This window comes from Erwinia sp. HDF1-3R (genome assembly GCF_039621855.1).
Lineage (GTDB): Bacteria > Pseudomonadota > Gammaproteobacteria > Enterobacterales > Enterobacteriaceae > Erwinia.
Window position 1 is genome coordinate 4,220,757 of the sequence record NZ_CP155071.1, and the last position, 24,706, is coordinate 4,245,462.

Annotated in this window: 19 protein-coding genes, 1 tRNA gene and 1 pseudogene; 12 read left to right on the forward strand and 9 right to left on the reverse strand. The window is 51.5% G+C overall.

Going from position 1 to position 24,706, the window contains the following annotated elements:
* Positions 1-818 precede the first annotated feature (818 nt).
* Positions 819-2,420 (forward strand): TIGR04141 family sporadically distributed protein, encoded by a 1,602-nt coding sequence (locus AAGR22_RS19135; protein ID WP_345829074.1) that lies wholly within the window; start codon positions 819-821, stop codon positions 2,418-2,420.
* Between the two features lie 423 nt (positions 2,421-2,843).
* Here the strand turns inward: AAGR22_RS19135 and AAGR22_RS19140 are convergent, their stop codons facing one another.
* Genes AAGR22_RS19140 through AAGR22_RS19150 form a run of 3 tightly spaced genes read right to left on the reverse strand, consistent with a single transcriptional unit; the run spans position 2,844 to position 3,741 of the window.
* Positions 2,844-3,095 (reverse strand): ogr/Delta-like zinc finger family protein, encoded by a 252-nt coding sequence (locus tag AAGR22_RS19140; RefSeq protein WP_345829076.1) that lies wholly within the window; start codon positions 3,093-3,095, stop codon positions 2,844-2,846.
* A complete protein-coding gene (locus tag AAGR22_RS19145) occupies positions 3,092-3,499 on the reverse strand; it encodes a hypothetical protein (RefSeq protein WP_345829078.1) in 408 nt (135 codons plus the stop codon). The genes AAGR22_RS19140 and AAGR22_RS19145 overlap by 4 nt, the downstream gene beginning before the upstream one ends.
* A 44-nt stretch (positions 3,500-3,543) precedes the next feature.
* Positions 3,544-3,741, reverse strand: a complete 198-nt coding sequence (locus AAGR22_RS19150) for a hypothetical protein (RefSeq protein WP_345829079.1) — start codon at positions 3,739-3,741, stop codon at positions 3,544-3,546.
* Between the two features lie 68 nt (positions 3,742-3,809).
* On the opposite strand from AAGR22_RS19150, the pseudogene AAGR22_RS19155 reads away from it, so the two are divergent.
* Together AAGR22_RS19155 and AAGR22_RS19160 are read left to right on the forward strand one after the other, a co-directional pair.
* Positions 3,810-4,358 (forward strand): annotated as a pseudogene (locus AAGR22_RS19155) (primase-like DNA-binding domain-containing protein); the annotation flags it as partial.
* 308 nt (positions 4,359-4,666) lie between these two features.
* Positions 4,667-7,381: an NB-ARC domain-containing protein gene (locus AAGR22_RS19160; RefSeq protein WP_345829081.1), complete on the forward strand. Its 2,715-nt coding sequence runs from the start codon at positions 4,667-4,669 to the stop codon at positions 7,379-7,381.
* A 237-nt stretch (positions 7,382-7,618) separates the two neighbouring features.
* Here AAGR22_RS19160 and AAGR22_RS19165 read toward each other — a convergent pair whose 3' ends face one another.
* Together AAGR22_RS19165 and AAGR22_RS19170 are read right to left on the reverse strand one after the other, a co-directional pair.
* Entirely contained in the window at positions 7,619-8,869 is a 1,251-nt protein-coding gene (locus AAGR22_RS19165) for an integrase arm-type DNA-binding domain-containing protein (RefSeq protein WP_345829083.1), read from the reverse strand.
* Positions 8,870-9,034: 165 nt separating this feature from the next.
* Positions 9,035-9,119, reverse strand: a tRNA-Leu gene (locus tag AAGR22_RS19170).
* Positions 9,120-9,422: 303 nt separating this feature from the next.
* On the opposite strand from AAGR22_RS19170, the gene AAGR22_RS19175 reads away from it, so the two are divergent.
* Positions 9,423-9,929 carry a DUF2501 domain-containing protein gene (locus AAGR22_RS19175; protein ID WP_345829085.1) on the forward strand — a complete coding sequence of 169 codons (507 nt, stop codon included), beginning with the start codon at positions 9,423-9,425 and terminating at the stop codon, positions 9,927-9,929.
* A 253-nt stretch (positions 9,930-10,182) separates the two neighbouring features.
* Positions 10,183-11,436, forward strand: a complete 1,254-nt coding sequence (locus tag AAGR22_RS19180; RefSeq protein ID WP_345831628.1) for a DUF445 family protein — start codon at positions 10,183-10,185, stop codon at positions 11,434-11,436.
* 139 nt (positions 11,437-11,575) lie between these two features.
* On the opposite strand, the gene lptG is transcribed toward AAGR22_RS19180, so the two are convergent.
* Together lptG and lptF are read right to left on the reverse strand one after the other, a co-directional pair.
* Positions 11,576-12,652, reverse strand: coding sequence for an LPS export ABC transporter permease LptG (gene lptG / locus AAGR22_RS19185; protein WP_067706082.1), 1,077 nt, complete (start codon positions 12,650-12,652; stop codon positions 11,576-11,578).
* The gene (lptF, locus tag AAGR22_RS19190; RefSeq protein ID WP_345829087.1) at positions 12,652-13,752 is read right to left on the reverse strand and encodes an LPS export ABC transporter permease LptF; all 1,101 of its coding nucleotides are present in this window, start codon (positions 13,750-13,752) and stop codon (positions 12,652-12,654) included. Before lptF ends, lptG begins: the two co-directional genes overlap by 1 nt.
* Positions 13,753-14,031: 279 nt before the next feature.
* On the opposite strand from lptF, the gene pepA reads away from it, so the two are divergent.
* The 4 genes from pepA (at position 14,032) to AAGR22_RS19210 (ending at position 19,494) form a co-directional block, all read left to right on the forward strand.
* Complete coding sequence (pepA, locus tag AAGR22_RS19195; RefSeq protein ID WP_345829089.1) at positions 14,032-15,540, forward strand: leucyl aminopeptidase; 1,509 nt, start codon at positions 14,032-14,034, stop codon at positions 15,538-15,540.
* Between the two features lie 5 nt (positions 15,541-15,545).
* Entirely contained in the window at positions 15,546-16,004 is a 459-nt protein-coding gene (locus AAGR22_RS19200; RefSeq protein WP_345829090.1) for a DNA polymerase III subunit chi, read from the forward strand.
* Between the two features lie 5 nt (positions 16,005-16,009).
* Positions 16,010-18,865, forward strand: a complete 2,856-nt coding sequence (locus tag AAGR22_RS19205; RefSeq protein WP_345829091.1) for a valine--tRNA ligase — start codon at positions 16,010-16,012, stop codon at positions 18,863-18,865.
* Between the two features lie 128 nt (positions 18,866-18,993).
* Positions 18,994-19,494: a GNAT family N-acetyltransferase gene (locus AAGR22_RS19210; RefSeq protein WP_345829092.1), complete on the forward strand. Its 501-nt coding sequence runs from the start codon at positions 18,994-18,996 to the stop codon at positions 19,492-19,494.
* A 31-nt stretch (positions 19,495-19,525) separates the two neighbouring features.
* On the opposite strand, the gene miaE is transcribed toward AAGR22_RS19210, so the two are convergent.
* Both miaE and rraB read right to left on the reverse strand, forming a co-directional pair.
* On the reverse strand, positions 19,526-20,302 hold the full coding sequence (miaE, locus tag AAGR22_RS19215; RefSeq protein WP_345829093.1) for a tRNA isopentenyl-2-thiomethyl-A-37 hydroxylase MiaE: 777 nt from the start codon (positions 20,300-20,302) through the stop codon (positions 19,526-19,528).
* On the reverse strand, positions 20,286-20,705 hold the full coding sequence (gene rraB / locus AAGR22_RS19220; RefSeq protein ID WP_067706070.1) for a ribonuclease E inhibitor RraB: 420 nt from the start codon (positions 20,703-20,705) through the stop codon (positions 20,286-20,288). The genes miaE and rraB overlap by 17 nt, the downstream gene beginning before the upstream one ends.
* Positions 20,706-20,864: 159 nt before the next feature.
* Here rraB and argF point away from each other — a divergent pair, with 159 nt between their 5' ends.
* The 3 genes from argF to arcC all read left to right on the forward strand — a co-directional run bounded on the left by argF (position 20,865) and on the right by arcC (position 24,660).
* Positions 20,865-21,875: an ornithine carbamoyltransferase gene (argF, locus tag AAGR22_RS19225; protein WP_067706068.1), complete on the forward strand. Its 1,011-nt coding sequence runs from the start codon at positions 20,865-20,867 to the stop codon at positions 21,873-21,875.
* 637 nt (positions 21,876-22,512) lie between these two features.
* Positions 22,513-23,733, forward strand: coding sequence for an arginine deiminase (arcA, locus tag AAGR22_RS19230; RefSeq protein ID WP_345829097.1), 1,221 nt, complete (start codon positions 22,513-22,515; stop codon positions 23,731-23,733).
* A gap of 15 nt (positions 23,734-23,748) precedes the next feature.
* Positions 23,749-24,660 (forward strand): carbamate kinase, encoded by a 912-nt coding sequence (arcC, locus tag AAGR22_RS19235; RefSeq protein ID WP_067706065.1) that lies wholly within the window; start codon positions 23,749-23,751, stop codon positions 24,658-24,660.
* Positions 24,661-24,706 lie beyond the last annotated feature (46 nt).

Below are 24,706 nucleotides of genomic sequence, written 5' to 3' on the forward strand. Positions count from 1 at the left end.
TTACTATTTTCATCTCGAAAAGTACAATATTTACAATGGAATAACGTGGAGAAGGTGATTCTGTCATCATTATCTTTATTTAGGTAGGATTATGAAACCATAAGTTAAATTAAGGTTATTTTAGACAAGAGAATCCATTTAGCCCTGTTGGTGGTAATAGCAACAAGCGGAGCGTAACGACTTCATCAACTGTCCAGAGTGATCACAACCTTATCAGGATAACTACGTACCGTTTGGAGCGTGGCTGAGACGCTGGCAGAGCCTGCATTTCGTGTGCAGGTACGTTGACCACCGAAGACCTGTTTTGGGGCTGTAAAAACGCTACACATCGGGCTTGAATGCGTGCGATCGGACTGTTTTGGAATATTAAGAGACGTGGGCTGCGTCATAGCTTTTCAAGTTGAAATCTGTACGTGTTTAAAGCTTGGAACTACACGCCGCTATGAGATAGTATTCCCGAGTATGCCACTACTAACTACAGCGGCAATTTCAGGTGATAAAGAAGGGAGTTTTCATCATACAAGCAAGACGGGTCTTTCCGCCTAACTAATTGATATTAAAGAAAATTCTTTAATGGTGCGAAGGCCGGACTAGTAAAACATTAACAAATACCTGTATTTATTGATTTTATTTTTTATATAAAATGCACATGACCTCCAAGTTGACCCCTTTTCCATAACGTATGTTTCATTGCTTATGCAAAAGTACAATTCAATTGACCACGATCACAACCCCTGCAATCAGAACAATCCCATAAGTTGACAACCCCTCTTAAACAGTATATTTATTGTTCATCAGGATACTAAAGAAAAACTTATATGAAGAATAAACTTTCAATATATTTAGCCAAGAAAGGGATTACTCAAGATCATCTTTTAATCGACTTAGAGAGAATGAAATCGCCCATTAAGCTTGATATAAATGAAACAGAGTCTGTTATCTATATTAATCAACCTAAAGAAGCCAAGCATCCTGACTGGGTTGATTTTATTATACTCGGTCAAGAAAACTTGACCTACGAAGACTTCTCTAAGTGCAAAAGTGAATCAGCAATTATAGTAAGCAGATTATCAGGATATATTTTTTTGTTATCATTTGGTGGCGGCCACCACAAAATAATAAAGGATAATATTGAGCGCGACTTTGGCCTTAGAGTAACCTTGAACTCAGTGGATCCTGAAAAACTAAGAAGTTTAGACAAAAGTAATTATCAAGATAACCCCTTAAATACGCGTAATCAAAGTACCAAAGAAGTCGACATACTTTCACTAAATATCGATTCAGAAATAGAAATACTTTCAACACTAACAGGTAAATCTAATACGGAAATTTTCGGTGAAAATGTTACAGGAAAAGATAGTTTTACAATAGCTACTCCAGAAAAGCTGTCATCTTTAAAAAAGATACTTTCAGAGGCTTTAGTAAAATACAAGCAACCTTTACCAAAAAAATTTGAATGGATTGACAATATCAACAAGGTTAAAGACAAAGAGTTGTGTGCCGTTTTAGACTCGGAACTTGATGACCTATTCAAAGACGAACAAAAGCATTATGAATTCTGGTTAGGTGAGCCAGAAATTGTTGATTGGAGCAATCAAATAGGTTATGTATTTGGACGATTCCATTCACGATGTGACATTCATCCAACCTTAACTATTAACAACCTGAAAAAGTACCTATCCATAAATAAAATAGCTTTAGATTGTAATAGTTTAAAAAATCTAAAGATACATATCATTAGGTCAGATGAAACTAGCTATGATTGCTGGACTGCTTATAGCTGTCTTTATGCTGAAGTTGAAACAAATGGAGAAATATACATTTTAAGAAATAACACTTGGTATTCAGTGAAAACTGACTTTATTAAAAGAGTAGATAGAGAACTATCAAATATTGAAGCTTACGATTTCAAACTCCCAATTTACAAACATGATAGAGAGGATGAATACAATAAATCTATCGCTGCAAATAATAGTTCCCTTTTCAATTTAGATAAAAAACTCCTTTATCATGGTGGCAATCAAAGTAAATTTGAATTTGCGGATATAATACGTAACGATTATGATTTCATACATGTTAAATACTATAGAAGCTCAAGCACTCTTAGCCACCTTTTCGCCCAAGGCTTTGTAGCTTTAGAACTTTTCGTCAGTGACCAAAACTTTAGAGAAAAATTAAACAAGGCTCTTCCACCAAACAGTCAGCTACCTGATACATTGAAGAGACCTGAAACCAGCAAATATAACATCATATATGCAATAGCTATAAACAGGGACATTCCAGAAAGGCTACCTTTCTTTTCGAAGATAACCCTTAAAAACACTGTTAAATCATTAAATAAGCTAGGATTTACCGTAAAACTAGCTAAGATAGAAATAGACCCCGTCTTGGAAAAAACAAAGAAAAACAGGTCAAAATAAAAACATGAACAATTTACCAATTGGTCTTTCGATAAACTCTCCCATTACTCTCAGAAGTTTTTATAACCATTTTTTCCCCATATTACGTGAGAAAATGCGTTTAAAAATATAATTTAGCTTTTATATTTTAACTACAAGCATGTGTTTTTACGCATTTAGAATTTTCTAGAATCAATATGCTGGCGCGCAATGCTATCCCCGCCTCGCCTGCCCGCTTTATGCATCGTTTTTTATGCAGCTGCATGAACCGGGCAAAGCCGCGCCGGGCGTGGGCTGGATGGGTGTCTGAAGTCCCGCATTCTGCATGCAAAATCATGCACCCTATGCATGCATTGCTCTTTACAAACCGGCTGGCCAGAAAAAGGGCGTTGAAAAGATAAAAAGCAGACAAAAAAAAGCCGCTGTTTTCAGCGGCCGTTGTGGTCAGTGGAGAGTGCGGAAGGACGAGCCATAGCGGCCGAGCGTCTGCCGTTCTTTTACCGGCTCCGGGGTGGCTACGGGAACCGGTTCGGGCTGCGGCGGCGCGGTGATGACTTTGGTGATGCTCTCGCTGGTTTTGAACGAACAGGAGCAGTCGAGATTGGTGCACTGGTGATAGCGCTCCTTCACCTGTTCGGACATATAGCGGCTTGATTTGGCATGCGCCGGGCTTTTGCAGTACGGGCAGTGCATCATCCCTGGCTTTCCTTCTGCTGTTTTCTTTCACGCTTTGCCCGGCGCTCATGTATCAGCTTGTGAATGGCGGCCGGGCTGTTATACAGGCGCATATCCACACCGGTCAGCGCAGGGCGGTAAATGCCAATCTCCGACAGCACAGGCTCGGCATCCATATCCAGCCGCGCGTCTTCCGCTTTGTCGGCCAGTAATTTAACCACTTCACGGGCGAGTATAACCTCCGGCTCCACGTGCAGCGGGTCGGTATGGCGTCCGCGGTCGTTGAGCCTTAGCGACAGCAGCTTCAGCCGGATGCCCCGTATCAGCGTCGGGCTGACATTGCGCATGGCGGCCTCCCACTGGCCCTCGGCGTACTGCGTAAAGGCCATGTTGTGCGCATTCACGTAAGCGTGGCCGTTGCGCACGGCATTTATCGCTTCTCCCTCGTTCTCAAATTCCAGCTCCTCAATCAGACCGGTGAACTCGTCGGCCAGCTCGCGGCTGGCAATGCGCTGGCTGTGATCCGCGCGCAGCTCCGGCGTGATGGCTCCCCGCAGGCTGCGAAACGGGTACGCCAGTTCGTTTCCGCCTCTTTCCCGTTCTCAATGGCCGCCTCACGCTCTTTTTTGCTGCGGGCAATGGCGGCGGTGATATCGTTGATTTTCATCATCTGTGCTGTGTGTGCAGTACGTGCATCTGCCAGGCGCTTCAGTGCAGGGGTTTTCCCGGGGTGCTCATAGCGTTCCGATGCGTTTCAGCGACCGCAGCGGCGGCGTGTCCCGTCGCCGGGTCATCCTGCCGTTCCCGGACGTGATACCGGCGAACGAGCGCGACCCGCAGCTGCTGGACAAGATTGCCGGTGAACTGGCGGTTATCGTGCGCCACCTGATGCAACGCTTCACCCGACCTGACGACGCCCGCGAACTGTTACAGGCGCAGCAGTCATCGGAGGAGGCGCTGGAAATCAAGCGCAGCGCCGACCCGCTGGTCGATTTCTGCGGCTACCTGACGCCGCTGAGTACCCCGACCGGGCTGTTTATCGGTAATGCCAATATCCGGCCCATCAACCCGCGCCGGTATCTGTATCACGCCTATCTGTCTTTTATGGAGGCAAGGGGTCATCAGCACCCCATGAGTCTGACCGCCTTCGGCCAGGCAGTGCCGCAGACGCTGAAGGAGTACGAGATAGAGTTGCTGAAACGTAAGACAAAAAACGGCATCCAGACCAGCCTGGAACTGAGCGAAGAGTGCGAGGCTGACTGGCTGCCACGATGTGATGCATAAGTGGCCCCCTAAGCACTAAACCGGCCCAGGCCGGTTTTTTTGTGCAAATAGTAGAGATACATCAGACGACATTAGTCGTAGTTAAAATCACACTTAAAACAGTCAATCAAGTGAAATCCTAAAATGCAACTAAGATCTTTTACCTTAAAAATCAAATAGTTAATTTCTCCGAAGGCATTGATTATTTAATAACATATCATTAACCCTTATGTTAAATAATATTGTATATTAATTGCAGTTTGTACGGGTATCTTTCATTAAAATAATAATCCAAAAAAAAAACACAATAAATTCAGAGGAGTAAGGCCATGTCCACAAGAAACTTCGCTACTAGAATGTCTTGTTTTTCTTTGGTATCTGCTATCGAAACAGATCTCCGAGCCATTATAGTTAGTGAATTACCTAATGAATATGAGAGTATGCTACCAGCAGATGTAGTAACCAATGCTAAGGAACGGTATGCTGAGCACAACAAAGAATCTTTTTTGAAAGATAGCAATATTGTCGAGTTATTAGACTTTATAGATTTTTATGACTTAAGTAAAATCCTCAATAAAATAAAGAATAACCAAAAATTTTTTAAACCTGAGGAAATTGTTGAAATAATTGACGAGCTTCAGCGACTAAGCAAATGTAGAAATAGGGTTTGTCATTCTCGCCCACTTGAACCAAATGACTTCACAACTCTTTTAGACTTTACAAGCGAATTAATAAAAATCGGTAGTTTAACTTACTGGAAAAACGTTAATATTGCCTTAAATAATCTCGACAACCCGACGTTTGCCTTGTCGCTAAAAATACCTTCCTATTGGCGAATAAACAATAAAACAATAAATAACAATTTGCCTTTGCCAGAATTTGATGATACGGGTTTTATGGGGAGAGATAAGGACAGAACAGCCGTTACCAAATTATTAACTTCTAATACTAAAGTAACATCGATTGTTGGTGAAGGAGGAGTAGGTAAAACGGCGTTAGCACAAAGATGCCTTTATGATATATTAGAAATATGTGAAAGCAGCGAAAAAGAGGACTCTATCTTCGATATAATAGTCTGGGTTTCTCTAAAAACCAATAGACTAACTGCCAATGGTGCTGCTGAAATAAAGAATTCAATAAGCTCAAGCTCGGGGCTATTCCAAAATATCTCTAGATCTCTTAAAGGAGAGACCACTATCAGTGTAAAGAGCGACCTTGATGAGATAAGAGAATATATGGATGAATACAAAATATTACTTTGCATCGACAATCTTGAAACCATATCAAGTGATGATATAAGAGACTTTCTCGCTGATATCCCCAACGGTTCTAAAGTTTTGATAACAACACGGATAGGCCTCGGCGAAATAGAGTATAGATATAAATTAGATAAGTTAGATGACAAACCCTCAGTAGACTTAATGAGAAATATGTCTAAGTTACTTAACTTAGACAAGCTTTACAAAAAAAACAATGAAGGTTTAAATCAACTTTGCAAATCTCTTTTCAACAATCCGCTTTTAATTAAGTGGTATGTATTGGCTGTAGCCGCCGGATTTGGAAATGCAGAATTAATTGATAAAAGAAGCGGTAATTTTAAAGATGCTCTTTGCTTTTGCTTCGAGAACTTGTATGACAGATTAAGTGAAATTGAAAAAAGAGCAATATCTGTCATTGCATGTTTAAGAAGGCCAGTGTCTGCTGTAGAGCTAAGATTTTTTTTAAGCAACATCGAAGAAACTAAAATTGAGGAAGCATTACACCAGTTACATAATTCAAGTATGCTTATCTCAACAGGTGATAAAATTGCCGAAGGTAGATATCTATACAGTTTAACTGGTGTTGCCGAGGAATATATAAACACTGTCAGACCCGTTACAAATGATTTGTATCAAGAAATAAAAGAAAAAAGGAAAGAAATCCAAAACCTTATCTCCGAAGCTAACATACAAAAAAACCATTACAATTATGATCTAAACGTCATATCGTGGACCACGAAAGACGAAAAAATATGCTCAATTTACTTACAAAAAGCCTTATCATTTCATAAAAAAGAAAATAGAGAATTAGCTGATCAAAATATCAAAACCGCAAAATCACTTATGCCGGGATTTTCGGAGTGTTATCGTATTCACAGCTATATCCTTAAAGAATCCTCTCCTTTTCAAGCTGAAGCAGAACTTGAAAAAGCTATTGATTTAAATCCCAATTCTGTTATTACACGTTACGCATACAGTCAATTCTTAATTGCACAAGAGGAATTTGAAAAAGCAAAAGAGCAAATAAATGAAGCATTGAGAATAGACTCTGAAGACGTGGCACTAAAAACTTATAAAGCATGGATACTTACTCTTAATGGTGAATATAAAGCGGCAGTAGATATATATGAAGAATTGCTTCCAGAACAGCATAAGAGATTGTTAAAGTTCCGTATTAGCACCCATGATCAAGCTGCCAGCTGCTATCGAAGAATGTCAGAGCAAAATATCAGGGATAATGATTACCCGGAAGCTAGAAATAATATTAAGCGTGCAGTTGAGATATTAGAATCTACTATAAATAAAGGCGACTACGATCATGGCACTTTGTATAGACTATATGATCTACTAAAGACAGCAGAACATCTATTCTCAAAATTAAAAGACAGAAGTGTTATAGATGACATACTTTTATTTATAGAATATAACATGATGACATTAACTGTTAAGTCGACTGTACAGCTTAAGCAAGATCTCAGTGAATATAAGAATCATTGTTCTCCTGAGTTTTCTAATAAGGTGAAAATTATTTTAGATTTATTAACCCCTCCAAATTCAGTTAATATCGGCGAAAGAATTATTGGTACTGTCGATAAAATAGTTAGCACGGAGAGGGGCGTATCTTACGGCTTCATTCTAGGAACGGACCAAAATCGTTACTTTTTCCACCGTAGTGAAGTTTCTCCACAGAGCTTTATGAGTGAAATAGATGAAAATGTGAACGTTACATTTTTGACCAAGCATAGCGAAAAGGGTGTATTTGCTTTTGATGTTAGACAACGTTAAAGCCAAAAGTACAAAAATTTGTTAAGTAGTTTTCTACTGAAAATTTATTTCATAACGAACCGGCTCCGGCCGGTTTTTTTCACCTAAGGGTTAACAGTGTTCACCCCGGGTGAAGAGTGGTGAAGAGTGGTGAAGAGTGCCAAATCAAGTGATCACCACTTAACTACATAAATATAAATGATAAAATTGAAAGGTGAACAGGGTGAACACTTTTCCGTAAAATCTTTTTTTTCTGGCTTAACCTCTGCCGAACTCATACGGGGTAAGGTGATATTCATTATTGCTGTCTAAATAATCAGCCCACCACTGCACCATGAGCCGCCGCTCTTCAAGGTGCTCCGCCTTATGAATGTAAGCCGCGCGAACCCCGTTACGTTCCTGATGGCTCATCTGTCTCTCAACAGCATCACGCGACCACAGGCCAGATTCAACTAATGCACTACATGCCATTGCCCTGAATCCATGACCGCAAACTTCTGTTTTCGTGTCGTACCCCATCCTGCGAAGAGCATGATTGATGGTGTTTTCGCTCATTGGCTTAGTGGGGTGATGATCGCCCGGAAACACTAAATCTCTGTTTCCGCTCAGCCCCCGTATTTCTTCCAAAATGGTTAAAGCCTGTCTTGATAGCGGCACCAGATGGACGGTTCGCATTTTCGAACCACGATGGGAGTGTTTGACTCCTTCAATCGCTTCTCGCTCGGCAGGGATAGTCCACAGCTCTTTTTTAAGGTCAATTTCGCTCCATCGTGTAAACCGCAATTCACTGGAACGGATAAAGACGTAAAGGCTGAGCCTGAGGGCTAAACGGGTAAGCAGGCGGCCTTTATGTGTTTCAATACGCTGAAGGAAGTCAGGTAAATGTTCTAATGGAAGAGCCGGTCTGTGAGTAGCCTTTCTTGTTATGATTGCCCCGGCGAGATCCTGAGCGGGATTTCGGTCAGTAATGCCAATCTGCACCGCATAACGCATAATACCCGTGATCCTTTGCTGTAAACGGGAAGCAACATCCAGGCGGCCGCTTAGCTCTACCTCTTTCGAAGGCAACAGCAGGTCGCGGGTTGTTAAATTAGCAATATTTCGCTTACCAATAGCCGGGAAGATATTGCGTTCAAGGTCACGCCATACTCGCTCAGCATGGCCGACAGACCAGCGTTTATTGTTCGCATGCCAGTCATAAGCCACTTTTTCAAACGTGTTAAGTGCTGCCTCTTCCTGTTGCCTTACCTCTTCTTTTTTCGCATTAGGGCTGACACCTTCCGCTATCAGAAGGCGTATCTCATCACGTTTCTCACGCGCTTTTGCCAGGGAAAGAAGAGGATAAGCACCTAACGCCGTTCTGCTCTCTTTCCCTTCAAAACGGTACTTGAGATACCAGCGCTTAGAACCGGTTGGTTTGATAAGAAGATACAATCCGTGGCCGTCAGTGAGTTTGTACTCTTTCTCACGAGGCTTTGCGGTACGGGCCGCGATATCAGTTAAAGGCATAATTTGGGGGTCAAAAGTTTATCGAAGCGAAGTGACCCCCATTCTGACCCCCAAACTTACCGGATGTCTATGGATGACCTCGGACGTATACGGACAGAAGAAAAACTCTCACTCTTGATTTTAAAGTTTTTTTTGGAATTCCTCGGACGAGGATGGACAGGATACTGGTGCCGAAGGCCGGAATCGAACCGGCACGCCTTGCGGCGGTTGATTTTGAATCAACTGCGTCTACCGATTTCGCCACTTCGGCACTGAAGGGTATGCGGAAAACGAGGTGGATTATACCGTTACGGCTACCCTGCGCAACCTAAATCCTTTAGGACGTTCGTTGAGTGGTGAAAAATAGAGCGCTTTAGTCCTGGGTCTTTGCCCCTGCCTTCTTAACCTTACTGAGATTACTCTTAAACACTTACCCCTCGTGGCGGGTGATATGCGTGCGCGGGAACCTGGCGGCTATTGTGCTGTCCCAATGGAATGAAAATGGGTTGCCGTGCGGGCGGTTAGCGAAAGCGCATCTGGCAGCGACACCGGATAACAAATACAAGGATATAGCATGAAAGCAACGTCTAAGATGGTACTGGCAATGGCACTCTCTTCCACCCTGCTGGCGAGTGCAGCCTCGGCGGCAAGCTGGCAGGACCAGCTGAGCAGCGCGGCCAGTTCGCTCAGCCAGAATTCTGAATCCGGCACGTCTGGCTCCACCTCGCAGACCGGCACCTCCATGGGCGCGCTGACGGGTCTGCTGAACGGCGGGAATCAGTCGCTGAGCTCCAACAGCATGACCAATGCCGCTGGCGTGTTGCAGTACTGCGTGAAGAATAACGTGGTGGATAACAACGTCAGCTCGGTGAAAGACCAGCTGATGAGCAAGCTTGGCCTGACGGACACCACTAAGCAGCAGGAAACCACTGATTATAAGCAGGGCCTGATGGGTCTGCTGAATACCGGCAACAATCAGCAGGTTAACCTGAGCAGCCTGGGGAATACCGCGCTGGGCAAGAAGGTGAAAACCAAAGCCTGCGATCTGGTGCTGAAGCAGGGCAAGCAGTTTATCTCCTAATCTCTTCGGAGCTGTCCCTCCATTGCCATTCCCAGGAGCCACAGCAGGTGGCTCTTGTTATCTCTATAGAAAATCCTCCCGCCCCCTCTCGCGTCTGCGCCCTACTGCTTCTCACACTCTGCATGTGACCGAAAAGGACAATCCCTCGCCAGGCTGTTAACCTGTGAGTTGCTTACGCCCGTGATACCAACAAGGAGCCACCGACGTGAAGGATAAAGAAGCTGAGTTACTTAAGGCCAAACGTCTGCCCCTGATGCTGCTGTGCGGCGCGGCAGTGCTTTTTATTGCTACCGTGCTTTATCCCCTGTGGTTCCCGGCCAGCCGCTGGGTGGGGGCGCTGAAGTCTGTCGCAGAGGCGTCGATGGTGGGCGCGCTGGCAGACTGGTTTGCGGTCAGCGCGCTGTTTCGCCGGGTGCCGATCCCGCTGGTGGGTCGCCATACCGCCATTATCCCGCGCAATAAGGAGCGTATCGCCGATAATCTGGCGCTGTTCGTGCAGGATAAGTTCCTTAATACCGATGCCCTGCTAACGCTGATTCGCCGTCACGATCCGGCGCAGATGATGGCCAGCTGGCTGCGTACCCCGGAGAACGCTGAACGGCTGGGCGGGTATCTGCTGAAGATGGTCCGAGGCTTCCTCGACCTCGCGGACGACCAGCGCATCCAGGCGTTTATGCGTCGTGCCATTCACAAGGCGATCGATAAGGTCGATCTGTCGCAGTCGGCGGCGATGGTGCTGGAGAGTCTGACCAAAAATAACCGCCATCAGGCGCTGCTGGACGATGCCATCAGCCAGCTGTTGCAGCTGGTGAATAAGCCCGCCACCCATGACTTTATCGCCGCACAGGTAATGCGCTGGCTTAAGCGCGAACATCCGCTTAAGGAGAAGATGCTGCCCACCGAATGGGTGGGCGAAAAGAGTGCCGAGATGGCCGCCAACGCGGTGAGGTCTATCCTTAACGACATCGAGCAGGATGGCACCCATGAGATCCGTCAGGGCTTCAATCGCGCCGTGGAGCGGCTGATTAGCCGCCTGAAAAGCGACCCGGAAATGCAGCTTAAGGCGGAAGAGATTAAGGACTACCTCAAGCAGGACGAGGCGCTGAATACCTATATCAGCCAGCTGTGGGGCGATCTGCGCGGCTGGCTGAAGGCCGATCTGGATAAGTCAGATTCGGTGCTGCATGCAAAGGTGAGCGCGGCCGGGCAGTGGCTGGGCGAAACGCTGGTACAGGATACGCATCTGCGCGCCTCGCTCAATCAGCATCTGGAGGAGGCCGCCATGGGCGTCGCACCAGAGTTCTCGGCGTTCCTCAGCCGCCATATCAGCGATACGGTGAAAAGCTGGGACGCGAAGGATATGTCGCATCAGGTTGAGCTGAATATCGGTAAGGACCTTCAGCGTATCCGCATTAACGGCACAGTAGTGGGCGGCGTTATTGGCCTGATCCTGTGGCTGCTGTCGATGGTGCCGGTGGCGATTGAAACCCTGCGTTCGGGGTATTGATTACCGTGGCCAGCTCAGGAATTCACAGTTAAAAAAAGGGGCGAAAATCTTGGATTTCCGCCCCTTTTCTCTCATCTGCCACCCCGGTATAACCAGCGCGCCGTCTGCATTTTTGCTACCCGACCGCCCTGTGCAACACCTATCTGCGCTTAAGCAGCATCATCATGCTAATGGCGAAGAAGACGGCGCTCGGCAGCAGCGCTCCCAGAACCGGTGGGATGTTGTAGACCAGGCTCAGCGGGCCAAATATCTGGTCCAGCACGTAGAACAGGAAGCCGAAGCTGATGCCGGTTACCACCCGCATCCCCATGGATACGCTGCGCAGCGGGCCGAAAATAAACGACAGCGCCATCAGCATCATCACCGCCACCGACAGCGGCTGGAAGATTTTGCTCCACATATTCAGCTGGTAGCGTCCGGCAACCTGGCCGCTCTGCTTAAGGTACTTCGAGTAGTTATACAGCCCGCTGATCGACAGCGCATCCGGGTCCAGCGCCACCACGCCCAGCTTGTCCGGCGTCAGGGAGGTTTTCCACTGGCCGCTCAGCGTCTGGCTGCCGGTCACCTGTTTCGGGTCGGTCAGATCGGACTGTTCCACTTCCGACAGGTCCCACAGCTTTTCACTGGCGTTATATTTCGCCGAGGCCGCATAGCGCACCGATTGCAGGCGGCGATCTTTATCAAAGTTATAGATACTGATGCCCCCCAGCTCGCTGTTGTCCTTCAGCCGCTCAATAAAGATAAAGCTACGCCCGTCCTTCGCCCACAGGCCGTTCTGCGTGGAGAGCAGCGAGCCGCCGATCATCTGCTGCGCACGGTAGTTACGCGCCATCTGCTCGCCCTGCGGCGCAACAAATTCGCCGACCGCCATGGTCAGCAGCACCAGCGGAATGGCGGTTTTCATCACCGAAGCGGCAATCTGCATGCGGGTAAAGCCGGACGCCTGCATCACCACCAGCTCGCTGCGCTGGGCCAGCGTACCCAGCCCGAGCAGCGCGCCAAGCAGTGCCGCCATGGGGAAGAAGATCTCAATGTCCTTCGGCACGCTGAGCAGGGTGTAAAGCCCGGCACCGACCGCGGTGTAGTCACCCTGGCCGGTTTTACGCAGCTGATCGACAAACTTGATGATGCCGGAGAGCGACACCAGCATAAACAGCGTCGCCATGATGGTATTGAAAATCGTTTTACCGATATATCTGTCGAGTACGCCAAACATCAGACGGAGCCTCCCTTGCTGAAGCGCGCGCGAATACGTCGCATCGGCACCGTATCCCACAGGTTAAGCAGCACCGCCAGCGCCAGATACCCCAGGTTGACTACCCACATCCACAGCGCCGGATCCAGCCGCCCTTTCGCGCCGCTGGAGCGCAGGGAGCTTTGCAGCAGGAAGAAAATCAGGTAGAGCAGCATCGCGGGCAGCATGGAGAGCACCCGGCCCTGACGTGGGTTAACCACGCTAAGCGGCACCACCATCAGCGCCATTACCAGCACGGAGAAGACCAGCGTCAGTCGCCAGTGGAGCTCGCTGATAAAGTCCGGCTTGGTGGAGTGCCGCAGGGCGCTGAACGACATCTGCTCGGCGTCGTTCGGGTCAAGCAGCACTTCCTGATGCCCGATAATCGCCTGATAGTTTTTGAAATCGGTAATGCGGAAGTCACGCAGCATCGCCGTGCCCTCGAAGCGCGTACCGTTATCCAGGGTCACCACCTGCGAACCGTCATGGCGCTGCGACATATGGCCTTTATCCGCCACTACCACAGAGGGACGGGCATTGTCTTTTGGCCGCAGCTGCGCGAGGAAGACGTTGCCGAAGTTGTTACCCTTCACGTTTTCGATAAAGAGTACCGCCTGCCCGTCGCCCGACTGCTGGAACTGGCCGGCTGCCAGCGCCGCCGCGCCGGGGTTAGCCTTGGCGTTTTTGGTCACTTCGTTCTGATCGCGCGCCGACCACGGCCCAAGCCAGGCGACGTTGGCGGCGGCTACGGCGGCGGTGATCAGCATCAGCACCATCGCGGCTTTCACCAGCACCGCCTTGCTCAATCCGCAGGCGTGCATAACGGTGATTTCACTTTCGGTATAGAGCCGCCCGAAGGTCATTAAAATGGCTAAAAACAGGCTTAGCGGCAGAATTAGCTGAGCCATTTCCGAAATACCAAGACCCAGTAAAGTCAGGACTAAATTTGTGGGTACTTCGCCGTCCGCCGCTGCGCCTAAAATCCTGACTAACTTCTGACAAAAGAAGATTAGCAGCAGGATAAAAAGGATAGCCAGCTGGCTCTTGAGCGTTTCCCGGACCAGATATCTAATGATGATCACGCTGAGTACGCCTGTGAAAACTTGTCTTTTTGCAGGAAAATCGCTAGTTTCATCGCTTATACGCCATTTATTCTCATTGATGGCCATGGTCATAGCTAAAATAGTATGACAATAATCGTGTTCTGGTGGTGCTAAAACCATTCTACCCAGTGACGGGTGATCACCAAAACTAAAAGTTGCCCGTTAGCCTAACGGCGCGGTGCCACGGCGTTGCGCGTGACGAAAGCGCACCATTCTAGCCGCAGCAGGCGCCGTTGTCTTTAAGATTCAGGAGAGTGCATGGAGTTCAGTGTAAAAAGCGGTAGCCCGGAAAAACAGCGCAGTGCCTGTATTGTGGTCGGCGTGTTTGAGCCGCGCAGGCTGTCACCGATTGCTGAACAGCTGGATAAAATCAGCGATGGCTACATCAGCGCCCTGCTGCGCCGCGGTGAGCTGGAAGGGAAGGTCGGGCAGACGTTGCTGCTTCATCACGTGCCGAATATCCTGTCTGAACGTATTTTGCTGATTGGCTGTGGCAAAGAGCGTGAGCTTGATGAGCGGCAGTACAAGCAGGTGATTCAGAAGACCATCAACACGCTTAACGACACCGGATCGATGGAAGCCGTCTGCTTTCTGACCGAGCTGCACGTTAAGGGCCGCAACACCTACTGGAAAGTGCGTCAGGCGGTTGAAACCTCCAAAGAGACGCTGTACAGCTTCGATCAGCTGAAAAGCAATAAGGTCGAGCCGCGCCGTCCGCTGCGCAAAATGGTGTTTAATGTCCCAACCCGTCGCGAACTGACCTGCGGCGAGCGGGCGATTCAGCACGGCCTGGCCGTGGCGGCGGGCGTCAAAGCCGCCAAAGACCTCGGCAATATGCCACCGAACATTTGTAATGCTGCCTATCTGGCATCCCAGGCGCGCCAGCTGGCCGATGCCTGGAGCAATATCACCACGCGGGTGATCGGCGAGCAGCAGATGAAAGAGCTGGGCATGAATGCCTACCTCGCCGTCGGTCAGGGTTCGCAGAATGAATCGCTGATGTCGGTAATTGAATACAAGGGCAGCCCGGATGCGGACAGCAAGCCTATTGTGCTGGTCGGTAAAGGCGTGACCTTTGACTCCGGCGGCCTGTCGATCAAGCCTGCGGAAGCCATGGACGAGATGAAGTACGACATGTGCGGCGCCGCGTCGGTCTATGGCGTGATGCGCATGGTGGCCGAGCTTAACCTGCCGCTGAACGTGGTGGGCGTGCTGGCCGGCTGTGAGAACATGCCGGGCGGCCGCGCCTATCGTCCGGGCGACGTGCTGACCACCATGTCCGGCCAGACCGTCGAAGTGCTGAATACCGATGCGGAAGGTCGTCTGGTGCTGTGCGATGCCCTGACCTACGTTGAGCGTTTTGATCCCGACGTGGTGATTGACGTCGCGACCCTGACCGGCGCCTGCGTGATCGCGCTGGGCCACCATATCAGCGGGCTGCTCTCTAACCATAATCCGCTGGCGCACGAGCTGATCGGCGCGTCCGAACAGGCCGGCGACCGCGCGTGGCGTCTGCCGATGTCGGATGAGTATCAGGATCAGCTGGACTCCAACTTTGCCGATATGGCCAATATCGGCGGTCGTCCCGGCGGGGCCATCACCGCTGCCTGCTTCCTGGGGCGCTTTACCCGCAAATATAACTGGGCGCACCTGGATATCGCCGGTACCGCATGGCGCTCCGGGAAAGCGAAAGGCGCCACGGGCCGTCCGGTCGCCCTGCTGTCGCAGTTCCTGCTGAACCGCGCCGGCCTTAACGGCGACGATTAACGGTAATGAAAAACGCCACCTTCTACCTGCTGGAAACCGATACGCCGGTTGACGGACTCAGCGCCTTTGAGGCGCTGGTCTGCGACCTGGCGGGACTTCACTGGCGTGAGGGGAAGCGCGTACTGGTGGCCTGTGAAGACGAAGCCCAGGCTGTCAGGCTGGACGAGGCGCTGTGGAAGCGTCCGGCCAGCGCCTTTGTCCCGCATAATCTGGCGGGAGAAGGGCCCAAATACGGCGCCCCGGTCGAGCTGGCCTGGCCGCAGCGTCGCGGTAATGCGCCGCGCGATCTGCTGATCAGCCTGCTGCCGCAGTTTGCAGATTTTGCTACTGCTTTCCATGAAGTGATAGACTTCGTGCCTTATGAAGAAAATTTGAAACAGCTGGCGCGCGATCGTTATAAAACGTATCGCAGCGTTGGATTCCACTTGAATACGGCCACGCCGCCCGGGCCGCCAACGATATAGCAGACATGGAAAAGACATATAACCCGCAAGAGATCGAACAGCCGCTTTACGAGCACTGGGAAAAGCAGGGCTACTTTAAACCGAATGGCGATACCAGCCAGGAAAGCTTCTGCATCATGATCCCGCCGCCAAACGTCACCGGCAGCTTGCATATGGGTCACGCATTCCAGCAAACCATTATGGATACCCTGATCCGCTACCAGCGTATGCAGGGTAAAAATACCCTGTGGCAGGCCGGGACCGACCATGCCGGTATCGCGACCCAGATGGTGGTGGAGCGTAAAATCGCGGCTGAAGAGGGTAAAACGCGTAAGGATTACGGACGCGACGCCTTTATCGACAAAATCTGGCAGTGGAAGGCGGAATCCGGCGGCACCATTACCCGTCAGATGCGCCGTCTGGGCAACTCCGTGGACTGGGAGCGCGAGCGCTTCACCATGGATGAAGGTCTGTCCAACGCGGTGAAGGAAGTCTTTGTGCGCCTGTACAAAGAGAACCTGATCTATCGCGGCAAGCGCCTGGTGAACTGGGATCCTAAGCTGCGCACGGCGATTTCCGACCTGGAAGTGGAGAACCGCGAGTCAAAAGGCTCGATGTGGCATATCCGCTATCCGCTGGCCGACGGCGTTAAAACCGCCGATGGCAAAGATTATCTGGTGGTGGCGACGACCCGCCCCGAAACCGTGCTGGGCGATACCGGCGTCGCGGTTAACCCCGAGGATCCGCGCTACAAGGATCTGATCGGCAAGTTTGTTGAGCTGCCGCTGGTTAACCGCCGTATTCCCATCGTCGGTGACGAACATGCGGATATGGAGAAAGGCACCGGCTGCGTGAAAATCACCCCGGCGCACGACTTCAACGACTACGAAGTGGGCCGCCGTCACAAGCTACCGATGATCAATATCCTGACCTTTGACGGTGATATCCGTGAATCTGCGCAGGTTTATGACACCAACGGGGAAGAGTCCACCCAGTGCGATCCCACCATCCCGGCGGAATTCCAGAAGCTTGAGCGCTTTGCCGCGCGTAAGGCCGTGGTTGCCGCCATTGATGCGCTGGGCCTGCTGGACGAGATCAAGCCACACGACCTGACCGTGCCTTATGGCGATCGCGGCGGCGTGGTGATTGAGCCGATGCTGACCGATCAGTGGTACGTGCGTACCGCGCCCCTGGCAAAAGTGGCGGTGGAAGCCGTTGAGCAGGGTGATATCAAGTTCGTGCCTAAGCAGTACGAGAACATGTACTTCTCCTGGATGCGCGATATTCAGGACTGGTGTATTTCCCGCCAGCTGTGGTGGGGCCACCGCATTCCGGCCTGGTACGATGCCGAGGGCAATGTTTACGTTGGCCGCACCGAAGCTGAGGCGCGCGCCGATAATAACCTGGCTGACGATCTGGTGCTGAACCAGGACGAAGACGTGCTGGACACCTGGTTCTCCTCCGGCCTGTGGACCTTCTCAACGCTGGGCTGGCCTGAGAATACCGAAGCGCTGCGTACCTTCCACCCTACCAGCGTGCTGGTGAGCGGCTTTGACATCATCTTCTTCTGGATTGCCCGCATGATCATGCTGACCATGCACTTTATCAAGGATGAGGATGGCAAGCCGCAGGTGCCGTTTAACACCGTCTATATGACCGGTCTGATCCGCGATGACGAAGGGCAGAAGATGTCGAAGTCGAAAGGCAACGTCATCGATCCGCTGGATATGGTGGACGGGATATCGCTGCCGGATCTGGTGGCTAAACGCACCGGCAACATGATGCAGCCGCAGCTGGCAGAGAAAATCCGCAAGCGCACCGAGAAGCAGTTCCCGAACGGCATTGAGCCGCACGGCACCGATGCGCTGCGCTTCACCCTGGCGGCGCTGGCCTCTACCGGACGCGATATCAACTGGGATATGAAGCGCCTGGAGGGCTACCGCAACTTCTGTAACAAGCTGTGGAACGCCAGCCGCTTTGTGCTGATGAATACCGAAGGCATGGATTGCGGCTTCAATGGCGGCGAGATGACGCTCTCCCTGGCCGACCGCTGGATCCTTGCCGAATTCAACCAGACGGTGAAAGCCTACCGCGAAGCGCTGGATAGCTACCGCTTCGATATCGCGGCCAATATCCTGTATGAGTTCACCTGGAACCAGTTCTGCGACTGGTATCTGGAGCTGGCTAAGCCGGTAATGACCGGTGGAAATGAAGCAGAGCTGCGCGGCACCCGCAATACGCTGGTTACCGTGCTGGAAGCCCTGCTGCGTCTGGCGCATCCGATTATTCCGTTTATTACCGAAACCATCTGGCAGCGCGTGAAGGTGCTGAAGAACATCAGCGATGACACCATCATGCTGCAACCGATGCCGGCCTTTGAGGCCAGCAAGGTTGACGATGTCGCCCTCAGCGACACCGAGTGGCTGAAGCAGGCTATCGTCGCGGTGCGTAATATTCGCGCCGAGATGAACATCGCCCCTTCCCGTCCGCTGGACGTGCTGCTGCGCGCCAGCAGCGCCGAGGTGGTGCGTCGGGTTAACGACAACCACAGCTTCCTGAAATCGCTGGCGCGACTGGCCAGCATCAGCCTGCTGTCTGCCGACGACAAAGGCCCGGTTTCCGTCACCAAGATTATCGACGGCGCCGAGTTGCTGATCCCGATGGCGGATCTGGTGGATAAGGCTGCCGAGCTGGAACGTCTGGCGAAGGAAGTGACTAAGCTGGAAGTGGAAATCGGCAAGATCGAAAGCAAGCTCTCTAACGAAGGTTTTGTCTCCCGCGCCCCTGCTGCCGTCGTGGCGAAAGAGCGTGAGCGCATGACTGAGTTTGAGCAGGCGAAGGTCAAACTGATTGAGCAGCAGGCGGTCATCAACGCCCTGTAATCACTGATGTTGCCCTCAAGGCCCGGCAGAGCAGCGCTCTCCGGGCCTTTTTATTGGCCGGGATTGCATCACAGCCGCTGCGATGTTATTACACTGCCATCAAACCAGAAAACTAACGGCACTGAGTTATGACGACGCTACCCACCGGCCTGCTGGTTCGCCCCATTCAGGCAGAAGATAATCCGCATATCGCCCGCGTGATCCGCGAGGTCTCCGCTGAGTTTGGTCTGACCGCCGACAAAGGCTTCACCGTGGCCGACCCTAATCTCGACCATCTGTATGAGTTGTACAGCCAGTCTGACAGCGCCTACTGGGTGATTGAACTTGAGGGCAGGATTGTGGGCGGCGGCGGCGTGGCGCCTCTGCTGTGCAGCGAGCCGGGCATCTGTGAGCTACAGAAGATGTACTTTATGCCCGCCGTACGCGGCATGGGGCAGGCGCGCGAGCTGGCGATGCAGGCGATGGACTTTGCCCGCGAACGGGGTTTTAACCGCTGCTATCTGGAGACGACGGCCTCGCTGAGCCGCGCGGTACGGCTGTATGAACACCTGGGCTTTACGCATATCGACGGCCCGCTGGGCTGCACCGGGCACGTTGACTGCGAAGTACGGATGCTGAAAAGCCTTTGAGCGGCGCGGACGATCGCCACGCCGCAGAGGCTCAGGCCGTTGCAAAGGCCGGTACGCCGCTGTGAAAGCGCAGCTCGCTGTCCGGTGACTGGATCAGCTTTGCTTCGGTTACGCCAATTTGTCTGACCCGCGCGCTGATGTCGGTGGTGGAAATTTCAGCGGCCAGCGTCAGGTAGTCCTGATAGTGCCGCGCCTCGGATCGCAGGAGCGAAACATAAAATGCCGCCAGCTCCCCGTCCAGATGGGGCGCCAGGCTGGCGAATCGTTCGCAGGAGCGCGCTTCAATATAGGCCCCGCAAATCAGCTTATCGACCAGCGTCTGGGGTTCATGGGTGGTGACCTCACGCAGCAGCCCTTTGGCATAGCGGCTGGCAGTGATTTTGATATAGGGAATGCCGCGTGCCTGCATAATTTCCAGCACCTGATAGAAATGGTGCAGCTCCTCCTTGATCAGCAGCACCATTTTGTCCACCAGCGCATCGCCCCAGGGCGCTTCGACGCGGCTGATAACCGCTTTCGACAGCGCCCGATGCTGTTCCAGGAAGGCCAGATCCGCATTTTCGCTGTGAACGAACTGCTCCCAGGGTTTTAGCCACGCCAGCAGCGCATCGCCGCTCTCTTTATCCGCCACGTATTTACGGATCAGCCACATGGCGGTCTGTGCCGCTTTCAGCTCACACACCAGGTGGTCGGTCAGCAGCAGCGGCAGATTCTCTGGCCGACAGGCCTGGTCAATCCAGGCCTGGGGCGTGCGGCATTGCAGAAAGGCGTGAATGGGGGCAAGCAGGGGATCAGTGACGAATGCCATTATCTTCGTCGTCAATCTCTTCGCCATCGTCCTCTTCGTCTTCGGCATCGGGATCTTCGAAATAGGTTCCCCATCCGTCGTAGTCGACGTTGAACTTGCCAGCCAGATCGACCAGTTGCTCAACCTGGGCATCGATCAGTTCAGCGTTCAGCGCCGCCTCGCTCAGAATATCGCAGCACATCACTTTGGTGCCGTCTTCCAGCTCCAGCTCTTCCGGCTCCGTCACTTCATAGCCGATTTTAAAGGCTTCAACCGCCGCCTTTTCCAGCGCGTCAAAGCTGTCGCAGGAGAGGTGGTGCTCAATGGTGTAGAGCGCATCCGGATCGCTGCCGTCATCCAGCAGTTCTTCAATTATCAGTCGCGTCTCTTCGCGCTGCTCTTCCAATAAAGCTTCGTTCGCCATGATCTGTTCCTCAGTATGTGGCTTCTCTTATCAGTATTTTCCCACACTGCCCTTCGCGCCACTACCTTTATACAAAAGTTTCTGCGCACCGGGGTTGAAAATGAATATTCATACGGTTAAATTGAATTTTAATTCAATAAAGACCACGCGGAGTGCTTTATGAGTCATTTATATCAGCGTCATTTTCTCAGGCTGCTCGATTTTACGCCTGCTGAAATAAACGCCCTGCTGGCGCTGGCCGCCACCCTGAAGTCCGATAAGAAAAACGGTGAGGAAGTTCAGCACCTGCAAGGTAAGAACATTGCGCTCATCTTCGAAAAAGACTCGACCCGTACGCGATGCTCTTTCGAAGTTGCCGCCTACGATCAGGGTGCCAGGGTGACCTGGCTCGGGGCCAGCGGCAGCCAGATCGGCCATAAGGAGTCGATCAAGGATACCGCCCGCGTGCTGGGCAGGATGTACCACGGCATTCAGTACCGTGGCTATGGGCAGGCGCTGGTTGAATCGCTGGCCGAACACGCGGGCGTGCCGGTATGGAACGGCCTGACCGATGAGTTCCACCCTACCCAGCTGCTGGCCGATCTGCTGACCATGCAGGAGCATCTGCCGGAAAAATCCCTCAGCGAAATGGTGTTTGTCTACGTCGGCGATGCGCATAACAATATGGGCAATACGATGATGGAGGCCGCCGCGCTGGTCGGTCTGGATCTGCGCCTGGTGGCGCCAAAAGGCTGCTGGCCGGATGAGGCGCTGGTGGCCGAGTGTCGGGCGGCGGCAGCTAAAACCGGCGGTAAAATTACCCTGACCGAAAATATTGCCGAAGGCGTGCGGGGCGCTGATTTTATCTATACCGACGTCTGGGTCTCCATGGGCGAACCAAAGGAGGTCTGGAAGGAGCGTATTACCCTGCTGCGCCCCTATCAGGTTAATAGCGCCATGCTGGCGCTGACCGGCAATCCGCAGGTGAAGTTCCTGCACTGCCTGCCCGCTTTCCACGACGACCAGACCACTCTTGGCCAGCAGATGGCGCAGCAGTACGATCTGCATGGCGGCATGGAAGTCACGGACGAGGTGTTTGAATCCCCCCACAGCGTAGTGTTCGATCAGGCAGAGAACCGTCTTCACACCATCAAAGCGGTAATGGTTGCAACGCTGTCTGATACGCATTAATCCCTGTCACCAGCGGGTCATTTAAAATTGATCCGCTGGCTTTCCTCTCTGACCGCTTCCACGCTGGAATATATTTATTTCTAACTGAAGTGCGTTCCCTGAGACAGCCAGAAATAATTATGCACCTCACTGGCATATATTATTTTCCTGGCAATAAATTAACCACTCCAACCTTTTGAGTTTTCCACATTAAAAATAATTCTTACCCTTTCATCACAAACAGGCCATACGGCCATTTGCGTCAGAAGGAATAAATATTTCAAATGAAAATGACTTTTACAGATATTTTTATCAGGTTTAGCCATAACCATTCAAAATAAAAATAAAAACCTTAATATTCATATAGCTGCATTCATGCAAGGGCAGGCATCACTCTATTAAAATCCCGCAACAGAGAAACTTAATCGTAATAAGCCTTTAATTATTCATTTCTTTAGCATTACAGAATGCACGTCACATGACCCTCATCAAATTAAATCCGCATAGTTCATTCCGCTTATTTTTTTGTGACAGATATCAAATTTGGTCAGGCAACGATGGTTACTATCACCTGGCAACCTTACTGGTAATAAGCTGATGCCAAATGAAAGAATTTATTCATTTGGTGCTGCTACTCCCTGAACAAACGGAACTGAATATGAAAAAACACTATGTTGGATCGGAAATAGGACAGCTTCGATCCGTGATGCTTCACCGCCCTCATTTAAGCCTGAAACGCCTTACCCCTTCTAACTGTCAGGAGCTTCTGTTTGACGACGTGCTGTCGGTGGAAAAAGCCGGTGAAGAGCACGATTTTTTCGCCCAAACGTTACGCGATCAGGGCGTAGAGGTCCTGCTTTTCACCCAGCTGCTGACCGAAACGCTTGCGGTGCCAGAGGCCAAAGCCTGGCTGCTGAACACGCAGATTTCCGATTATCACCTTGGCCCTTCTCTGGCGGCGGATATTCGCGGCTGGCTGGCGGATGCGCCCCACGGACAGCTTGCACGTAACCTCTCTGGCGGTCTGACCTATGGAGAGATGCCATCGGGCTTTAGCAGCATGACCTCAGATATTCATGCGCCGGATGACTTTATTATGGCCCCCCTGCCCAACCATCTGTTCACTCGCGATACCTCGTGCTGGATCTATAACGGCGTGTCGATTAACCCCATGGCCAAAGCGGCCAGAAGGCGGGAAACCAGCAATCTGCGCGCCATCTATCGCTGGCACCCGACCTTTGCCGGCGGAGACTTCATTCACTATTTCGATGAGGAAGGCGTCAATTACGAAGAGACCACACTGGAGGGCGGCGACGTGCTGGTGCTGGGAAACGGCACGGTCATGATCGGCATGTCCGAGCGCACTACCCCCTGCGGCATTGAGTTCCTCGCCCGCTCGCTGTTCCAACACCATCAGGCCAGCAGGGTTATTGCAATTGAGCTGCCCAAACATCGCGCCTGTATGCATCTTGATACCGTGATGACCCAGCTCGACCTGAATACCTTCTCCATTTATCCGGACGTTATCACCCGGCAAACCCGCAGCTGGACCCTGACCAGCGATGGTCACGGCGGACTGGCGCGCAGGGAGGAGAAAACCGTTATGCATGCCATTGAACAGGCCCTGGGTATTGATCAGGTTCGTCTGATCACTACGGGCGGCGACCGCTTCGAAGCCGAGCGTGAACAGTGGAATGATGCCAACAACGTGCTCACGGTGCGCCCCGGCGTGGTTATTGGCTATGAGCGTAACACTTATACCAATGAGAAATATGACAAAGCTGGCATCAGGGTATTACCCATTCCCGGTAACGAACTGGGCAGAGGGCGTGGCGGCGCGCGCTGCATGAGCTGCCCGCTGGAACGTGATGGCCTCTGAACACAGGAAAAGCTAATGACCAAACCTCTATTAGTGGTGGCGCTGGGCGGGAACGCCCTGTTGAAACGCGGCGAGCGGCTTGAAGCAGATACTCAGCGTAAAAATATTGAACAGGCGGCCAGCGCCATTGCCGCACTGACGCAGACGTGGCGGGTGGTGCTGGTACACGGCAACGGACCGCAGGTGGGACTTCTGGCGCTACAGAACAGCGCCTACGATGCCAACGCGCCCTGGCCGCTGGATGTGCTGGTGGCCGAGACGCAGGGAATGATTGGCTACATGCTTCAGCAGGCACTGCAAAATGCCCTGCCACAGCAGCCGATCAGCATGCTACTGACCCAGGTGGAGATCGATAGCCAGGATCCCGCCTTCCATAATCCCACCAAGTACATCGGTCCGGTTTATCGCCCCGAACAGGCCAGCGCCCTGGCCCAGGCCCAGAACTGGACGATGAAAGCCGACGGTGACTTTGTACGCCGGGTGGTGCCTTCGCCACTGCCGGTACGCATCGTCGAGCTGGAAGCGATTCAGGCGCTGGCGAAAAAGGGGCATCTGGTGATTTGCAACGGCGGCGGCGGCATCCCGGTGGTGCGTCACCCCGGGGGGCAACTGTGCGGAGCCGAGGCCGTTATCGACAAAGACCTCTCTGCCGCCCTGCTGGCTTCACACCTCTCGGCAGATGCGCTGCTGATCCTGACCGATGCCGATGCGGTCTATCTGAACTGGGGCCAGCCCGATAGCCGGGCGCTGCACCAGATAACCCCCGCCGACCTGAAAGGGATCGCTTTCGATGCCGGATCGATGGGCCCTAAAGTTGCCGCATGCTGTGAATTTGTTGAACAGCAGCAGGGGATGGCCGGGATAGGTTCGCTTGCGGATGCCGCAGAGATCCTGGAGGGCCGTAAAGGCACGCTTATCCGCGCTTAGTCGCTGAGCTACCGAGTTACTGAGCAGCTGAGTCTCTGAGTCTCTA

What these genes read in the sequence shown, in the direction of transcription:
- AAGR22_RS19205 (WP_345829091.1), top strand. Translation starts at nt 16,010, where the DNA reads ATGGAAAAGACATATAACCCGCAAGAGATCGAACAGCCGCTTTACGAG.
- arcC (WP_067706065.1), top strand. Translation starts at nt 23,749, where the DNA reads ATGACCAAACCTCTATTAGTGGTGGCGCTGGGCGGGAACGCCCTGTTG.
- AAGR22_RS19140 (WP_345829076.1), bottom strand. Translation starts at nt 3,095, where the DNA reads ATGATGCACTGCCCGTACTGCAAAAGCCCGGCGCATGCCAAATCAAGC.
- AAGR22_RS19150 (WP_345829079.1), bottom strand. Translation starts at nt 3,741, where the DNA reads ATGAAAATCAACGATATCACCGCCGCCATTGCCCGCAGCAAAAAAGAG.
- miaE (WP_345829093.1), bottom strand. Translation starts at nt 20,302, where the DNA reads ATGGCATTCGTCACTGATCCCCTGCTTGCCCCCATTCACGCCTTTCTG.
- AAGR22_RS19180 (WP_345831628.1), top strand. Translation starts at nt 10,183, where the DNA reads ATGCTGCTGTGCGGCGCGGCAGTGCTTTTTATTGCTACCGTGCTTTAT.
- AAGR22_RS19135 (WP_345829074.1), top strand. Translation starts at nt 819, where the DNA reads ATGAAGAATAAACTTTCAATATATTTAGCCAAGAAAGGGATTACTCAA.
- AAGR22_RS19200 (WP_345829090.1), top strand. Translation starts at nt 15,546, where the DNA reads ATGAAAAACGCCACCTTCTACCTGCTGGAAACCGATACGCCGGTTGAC.
- AAGR22_RS19175 (WP_345829085.1), top strand. Translation starts at nt 9,423, where the DNA reads ATGAAAGCAACGTCTAAGATGGTACTGGCAATGGCACTCTCTTCCACC.
- pepA (WP_345829089.1), top strand. Translation starts at nt 14,032, where the DNA reads ATGGAGTTCAGTGTAAAAAGCGGTAGCCCGGAAAAACAGCGCAGTGCC.
- lptG (WP_067706082.1), bottom strand. Translation starts at nt 12,652, where the DNA reads ATGTTTGGCGTACTCGACAGATATATCGGTAAAACGATTTTCAATACC.
- AAGR22_RS19165 (WP_345829083.1), bottom strand. Translation starts at nt 8,869, where the DNA reads ATGCCTTTAACTGATATCGCGGCCCGTACCGCAAAGCCTCGTGAGAAA.
- arcA (WP_345829097.1), top strand. Translation starts at nt 22,513, where the DNA reads ATGAAAAAACACTATGTTGGATCGGAAATAGGACAGCTTCGATCCGTG.
- argF (WP_067706068.1), top strand. Translation starts at nt 20,865, where the DNA reads ATGAGTCATTTATATCAGCGTCATTTTCTCAGGCTGCTCGATTTTACG.
- AAGR22_RS19210 (WP_345829092.1), top strand. Translation starts at nt 18,994, where the DNA reads ATGACGACGCTACCCACCGGCCTGCTGGTTCGCCCCATTCAGGCAGAA.
- AAGR22_RS19160 (WP_345829081.1), top strand. Translation starts at nt 4,667, where the DNA reads ATGTCCACAAGAAACTTCGCTACTAGAATGTCTTGTTTTTCTTTGGTA.
- rraB (WP_067706070.1), bottom strand. Translation starts at nt 20,705, where the DNA reads ATGGCGAACGAAGCTTTATTGGAAGAGCAGCGCGAAGAGACGCGACTG.